We start from the raw sequence: 5,772 nt of genomic DNA, 5'->3' as shown, positions 1-5,772 counted from the left end.
ACCACATCACTGAGGAGCCGTATGAGTCGAAAGGGTCATGTACGGTTCTGGAGCCGAGTAGGGTGAGTGATCACCCTACTTAGGCTAACTATCATTACCGATTACGCTGTCTGGTTGTGATCGATTTAAAGGTAGGGGATTTCAAACCTGAAGACGCGGGCAAAATGAACTTCTACTTGTCTGCTTTGGATGCTCAGATGAAACATCCTGACGATCGCCCCTCAGTGGGTATTATTCTGTGTCGCACGAAAGACGCTTTAATCGCTGACTACGCGCTGCGAGATCTTAATAAACCGATCGGGGTTAGCACTTATCGTCTAGGAGATTTACCATCCGATCTGCAAGCAGAGTTACCGACCGTTGAACAGTTGCAGCAAGTGCTTGACTTAACCGATTAGAAACTGAGCGATTGAAAATTGGATGGTTCTGCCGCTCAAAAGCTGGAATGGACGATCGCTCGTGAAAACTTTGCTGAACGTATTCAGTTGGCTGAAGATCTTGGATAGTATTTTGGAGCAGCAGTCTGAACCGACAGTAACGGATGCCCAGCAGCAGGAACTCGATCGCCGATTAGAACGATATCAGCAAGACCCATCTTCTGGCTCAACTTGGGAAGCTGTGAAACAACGCTTGGGGTTTTCTGAATGAGCTATAGGCTGATTATTTGGACAGAAGCTGAGTTTTATCGAGTAAAAGCATTTGAGATTGCCTTCATCTTTGCAATTTTGCTCATGCCGGAGCGTTTGGATCGGAGATCGCGGCTAAAAAGGTCGATAAAATTTTTGAGCAAGTTTACTAATCTGTGTCACAATCTCCTGTAATCTCCTCAAAAATTAGAGCAAAAGATGGCTTGTTTCTGCACAGAATTTCTACTGACAACGTTGTCATTATTTGAAGTTTCTGGGGAATCTTAGACATTAGAGATAGTTTTGGCTTCTACTGACAACGTTGTCATTACCTCAAAATCCTTAATCTTTTCCTAAAAGTCACTCCCCTTTTGGCAAATATTATGAGGCGCTTTTGGAGATGTCTTCTAAATGGGCTATTGCTTAGATTCTAGAAATTCTCATCGTTCTACACAGAAGACTTAAACCAGGAGGTTTTCACAAAATGACCAAAATAATTGCGATCGCCAATCAGAAGGGAGGCGTTGCAAAAACCTCATCGACGATCGCGAATGCCTCATTGATCAGTCAACAAAAGATCAGTCAACAAAAATCTTGCCTCGTCGTCGATCTTGATCCCCAAGGAAATTTGACTGACGGACTGGGTATACGCGAAATAGTGGAGGATCAACTGACTGCTTACAACCTGCTAGATTTACGTCAGAATCCTGATGCCATCGTTCTTTCAACTCAATGGGGAATCGATCTCATCCCAGCCGACACTGGACTGGCTCAAAAAGAATCTGAGCTAATTGCTTCACCCGATTCGCACTACATTCTCAAAGAGCAACTCGGTAAGCTGAAGCAGTACGACTATATTTTGATTGATTGTCCCCCCTCTTTGGGACGCTTGACTTACTCAGCCCTCACCGCCGCCGACCTCGTTTTGATCCCCGTTCAATGCCAGTACTTTTCCGCAAAGGGATATAAACAACTTCTCAGCACCATTCAAGCTGTGCAACTACGCTCCAATCCTGGGTTGAGAATTTTAGGGGTGTTGCCTACCATGTCTGACAATACCAACATCAGTAAGGGCGCGCTTGCTTCGTTGTCGAAAGTTGACGGTGTGGATGTTTTTCATTCGGTGCCTCGCTCAATCAAATTTACTGAATCGCAGCTCGCGGGAGTTCCGATCGACCGCTACATTCGAGAAAATCACAGCGCTAAAGAACGAGATGATCTGACCGAGAAATTAATCGAACCCTATCAAGCCGTCGTCGATCGCCTATTGTCTCTAGAGGTGGCTCATGCCTAAACCCAAACTAGACATGTCAAATATGTTGGGGGATACCAAAACTATTCAGGTTCTCTCAGCTTTAGAAGGTGGATTGAAGACTAAGCAAGACCTCAATCAGGTTTTGACTCAAGCAGGAATTTCCGCTCAACAAATTGACCCCCACAGCCTACTGCCCAGAACGAAGAACCGTCCTCTAGATGAGGGGAAGGTCGCATCTTTGATGCAAAGCATCCAGGAGATGGGAGTCTTAGAGGATTTAATTGCCCGACCGCACCCGATCGAATCTGGCAAGTATGAACTCCTTGCGGGTAGCCATCGCCGTGAATCTTGTATTCGATTGGGTGTTTTGGCTCCCACCAAAATTGTTCAGGTTGACGACAAGCTGGCCGCAAAAATTGCCGGGGCGACCAACTCCCACCGCAATCAACTCAATGCTCTAGAAGAAGCAGATATGGTGCTGGAAGTTCTATCGCTAGAGCTAGAAGCGCCAGAAGCTGAGGTAGAATCTCTACTCTGGCAATACAGCAATAAAACGGTTGATCTTCAGAGTTCTCGGTGGAAAACGATCGAGACTGTCATGCCCACCGTCACCTCCGTCACAATTAGCTCTTTCATTCGTCACTACCTGCCATTACGCAAATTTCCTCAAGACATTTTGGACGCAGTGCGCTCTGGAAAACTGCATTACACCAAAGCTCAGAAGTTAATCCGATTAAAGCACGCTAAATTCGACGAGCCGCGTCAAGCGTTGCTGCAAGAAGCGATCGCCAGTAACCTCCCCATCAGCGATCTCTCTGAGCGCGTTGATCAGGTGATGTCTGCTCTAACGTCTAACCAGCCCCAAAGATCTGAGCCGCCTCGCCGGGTGATTACTCGTCGTGTCAAAGCAATTTATCAACAGGTTGGACAGATCAAGTACTGGGATACGACAACTCAACGAGAAGTTGAAAAACTTTTGAGTAAGCTGGAAGAAAAAATTCAGACTTTATCTGATTCTCCCAAGGACTAGTTTTGCTATTTCTGAAGAGAGTAGGATTGCAGCCATCAACACAGCGCTGAACTGGAAGATCTGTTCTAGCACCTCTCCACCAGAATCTCAGTAAGTTAGGATCGGGTTGAAGACGCATAACTGGAAGCAAATCATCATCTTGTAGTTGTGCGATGTAAACCAATATCAGGATGAGGCGATGCAACTGCGCTCGATCGAAACAACTCCTAGCCCCAACTGCATCAAGCTCAACCTGGCGGAAGCCGTCAGCTCCAAAGCCATAACGCTCCAAAAAGGAGCAGAGCCGATCGAGGCACCTGTATTTGCTCAACAACTACTGGCGATCAAGTCCGTTCAGTCCGTCTTTTTGTTCAAAGATTTCATCACCCTGACGCGCCAGGGACAGGCAGACTGGCAACTTATTTTGACTCAAGCTGCCCGTGTGATCGGAGTAGCCGGAGATGCTGATGCCGCTCTACTAGCCCAGATCTCACCCCCTCAACCCAGCACTTCTGAACCTTCAACTACCTCCCTACCCACTGCTAACCTGGGTCATGTTGAAGTGGCAGTTCAAGTGTTTCGCGGGATTCCTGTTCAAGTTCGTGCCGTTGCAGGTGAAGGCCAACAGGCGCGAGTCGCTTTGCCGGATCGCTTCAACCAGGCGCTGCAACGAGTGATTCTTACCACCCAAGCCAACTATGTTGCAGAGCGTCGCTGGGAACCCTATCAAGCGCCTTCTGGATCACCCGAAGCGGTTGCACAACTAGTTGCCGATGAGATTATCAGCCTGATTGATGAAGACGAACTGGCTCAGTTAGAAGCCGTTGCAATCGCAAACAATCCTTACCCATCCGATCAGATTGATCGCCAGCGATCGCTCCTGGCAGACCTGAGCCATGCAAACTGGAAAACTCGGCTCAAAGCGCTCCAGCAGATCGAAGTCACGCCTGAAATATTTTCTCAAGTGTCCGCTCTCCTTAAGGATGACCAACCTACAATTCGTCGTTGGGCGGCTGCCCTTTTGGGAACCAGTGGAATGACTGCTGCGGTTGACCCGCTTGCCCAGATGGTTTTGAGCGACCCATTGGCGATCGTGCGGCGAACCGCAGGGGATGCGTTAAGCGATTTGGGAGACACGCGCGCAATGGCAACCATGACTCAAGCCTTGTCCGACTCCTCAAAACTGGTACGTTGGAGAGCCGCACGATTCTTGAATGAGTTGGGCGACGAGTCTGCTGTAAATGCCTTACAAGATGCCGAGGAACGCGAAGTCGAATTTGATGTTCGGACTGAAATGATGGCAGCTCTGGAGCGGATTCGAGGCGGCGGTGAAACTCAGATTCCGATGTGGCAGCGCATCACTCAAGGCGTGTCCTAACCTGTTGCAGAGATCATCATGAATAGCTCAAAGCCCGTGTAGATCGTTGGATATTATTCTGCCGCTGTCTAAAGAAGAGCGATCGCGCCCACTACCTTTTCTTCGATAGGATCATAAGCCACTGTCTTCTGGCACCAAGGTCAGCTAGAGGATGAAGGCTCCGACCCAGGAGATTCTTTTATCTGCGAAGTTCCGGTAGTTTCATAGAAGGCCGCTTCCGCCGCCGCCTGGTCTGCCGCCCTGGTGTAGCGCCGAAAACTCTGAACAGAGCGATGGCGAGTCAGCGTCATCACATGATAGGAATTCATCCCCTTCAGCACCAGATTCGTCGCAAACGTATGGCGACAGCGATGAGCATGAAATTCAATCCCCGCCTTCGCAGAAATCGCATCCATCACCTTACGAATGCCGTCATAACTGAGCCGCTCTCCCGCATTCCGTCGAGAATGCGAGACAAACAAAGGACTCGTCGGCAGCACCCGCTTCCCCTGCGCCTGTCGCCAGGACAAATATGCCTCCACCTGCCCAATCGCCTCCGGTGTCAACGGCACCGCCCCCTTACTATCCGCTTTCGCCACCCGCACCCAAAGTCGTCATCCATCAAAATCCGCTCGATTCAGGTTCGAGACCTCATTCGCCCGCAGTCCATGCATCAGGGCGGCCATCAGTGCCAGATTGCGTTCAGGCAGGGATAGCTGCCGGGTCGCCTGAAGAATCAGTCCCACCTCCGCATCCGTGAGGTTTTGGGCTTCCGGTTCCACCAGCTTGGGCAGATCGACCTGGATTGTGGGATCAAAAGTCAGATAACGAACGCGAGTCATCCAGCCGAGGGAGTTTTTCAGCGTGCCCAACACCCGCCGCACTGTCGCATCCGACAACACTCGTCGATCGGTTTCCAGATCCACCCGCAGCAGATGTGTTTTGAACTGAGCAACCTGATGCGGTGTCACGTCAGCCTAAGAACGCTCCGTCCAGTCGAGGAACTGCTGAAGGTCTTGACGATAAGCTTTTTGAGTTCTGGGGGCAAGCGATCGCGCCTGCAAAAACTCCTCCACCCGCGCTGTTCTCAGATCGGTGGGACTTAATGGTGCTGGTTTGGAGTTTGCCCGATCAACGGGGATAATCTGAATATCTGGAATCGCTCTGAGCTTGGGTGTAGAGATCGAGACAGATCGAGATCCGGAACTAAATCGATCAACCGTTTCTGAAAGCCTCGCTGTGAGTCGATTTCAAAACCGTTCAAAAGCAAAATTCTTACACATCATTGGCTGAGACTCCCATAGTGCAACCCTTTCACAAGATGATGTCGAAATAGATCCGAATCCGGGTCTATTTCGCTGCCTCTGGCTCACGCAAAGCGTGTCCGAACTCTATCTTCCATTTTGCTCAATCTGACTTGTCACAGATCTTTCTTCCATCTGCTTTTCTGTGACGCAAAGTGAGTTGCTACTGTTCTGAGTGAGGTTCAGCTTTGCGCTTGCGCCGCTTGGTTTCATAGAATGCC

Annotated in this window: 7 protein-coding genes and 1 pseudogene; 6 read left to right on the top strand and 2 right to left on the bottom strand. The window is 49.4% G+C overall.

Annotated features, from left to right (window positions below):
* Nucleotides 1-101 precede the first annotated feature (101 nt).
* The 5 genes and pseudogenes from ACKFKF_RS34100 to ACKFKF_RS34080 all read left to right on the top strand — a co-directional run.
* Nucleotides 102-398: pseudogene (locus ACKFKF_RS34100) on the top strand (PDDEXK nuclease domain-containing protein); the annotation flags it as partial.
* 22 nt (nt 399-420) lie between these two features.
* On the top strand, nt 421-648 hold the full coding sequence (locus tag ACKFKF_RS34095) for an addiction module protein (protein ID WP_446871803.1): 228 nt from the start codon (nt 421-423) through the stop codon (nt 646-648).
* A gap of 462 nt (nt 649-1,110) precedes the next feature.
* Entirely contained in the window at nt 1,111-1,920 is an 810-nt protein-coding gene (locus ACKFKF_RS34090; RefSeq protein WP_446871802.1) for a ParA family protein, read from the top strand.
* Nucleotides 1,913-2,911 (top strand): ParB/RepB/Spo0J family partition protein, encoded by a 999-nt coding sequence (locus ACKFKF_RS34085; RefSeq protein WP_446871801.1) that lies wholly within the window; start codon nt 1,913-1,915, stop codon nt 2,909-2,911. The genes ACKFKF_RS34090 and ACKFKF_RS34085 overlap by 8 nt, the downstream gene beginning before the upstream one ends.
* Before the next feature lie 178 nt (nt 2,912-3,089).
* The gene (locus ACKFKF_RS34080; protein WP_446871800.1) at nt 3,090-4,268 is read left to right on the top strand and encodes a virulence factor; all 1,179 of its coding nucleotides are present in this window, start codon (nt 3,090-3,092) and stop codon (nt 4,266-4,268) included.
* Between the two features lie 140 nt (nt 4,269-4,408).
* Here ACKFKF_RS34080 and ACKFKF_RS34075 read toward each other — a convergent pair whose 3' ends face one another.
* Nucleotides 4,409-4,852, bottom strand: coding sequence for a tyrosine-type recombinase/integrase (locus tag ACKFKF_RS34075; RefSeq protein ID WP_446871799.1), 444 nt, complete (start codon nt 4,850-4,852; stop codon nt 4,409-4,411).
* A 9-nt stretch (nt 4,853-4,861) separates the two neighbouring features.
* Nucleotides 4,862-5,218: a hypothetical protein gene (locus ACKFKF_RS34070; protein ID WP_446871798.1), complete on the bottom strand. Its 357-nt coding sequence runs from the start codon at nt 5,216-5,218 to the stop codon at nt 4,862-4,864.
* On the opposite strand from ACKFKF_RS34070, the gene ACKFKF_RS34065 reads away from it, so the two are divergent.
* Nucleotides 5,212-5,391, top strand: coding sequence for a hypothetical protein (locus tag ACKFKF_RS34065; protein ID WP_446871797.1), 180 nt, complete (start codon nt 5,212-5,214; stop codon nt 5,389-5,391). The two genes, ACKFKF_RS34070 and ACKFKF_RS34065, sit on opposite strands and share 7 nt — an antisense overlap.
* Nucleotides 5,392-5,772 lie beyond the last annotated feature (381 nt).

Source organism: Phormidesmis sp. 146-12 (genome assembly GCF_052939495.1).
This window is presented reverse-complemented; position numbering and strand designations above follow the sequence as displayed.

What these genes read in the sequence shown, in the direction of transcription:
- ACKFKF_RS34090 (WP_446871802.1), top strand. Translation starts at nt 1,111, where the DNA reads ATGACCAAAATAATTGCGATCGCCAATCAGAAGGGAGGCGTTGCAAAA.
- ACKFKF_RS34080 (WP_446871800.1), top strand. Translation starts at nt 3,090, where the DNA reads ATGCAACTGCGCTCGATCGAAACAACTCCTAGCCCCAACTGCATCAAG.
- ACKFKF_RS34085 (WP_446871801.1), top strand. Translation starts at nt 1,913, where the DNA reads ATGCCTAAACCCAAACTAGACATGTCAAATATGTTGGGGGATACCAAA.
- ACKFKF_RS34095 (WP_446871803.1), top strand. Translation starts at nt 421, where the DNA reads ATGGTTCTGCCGCTCAAAAGCTGGAATGGACGATCGCTCGTGAAAACT.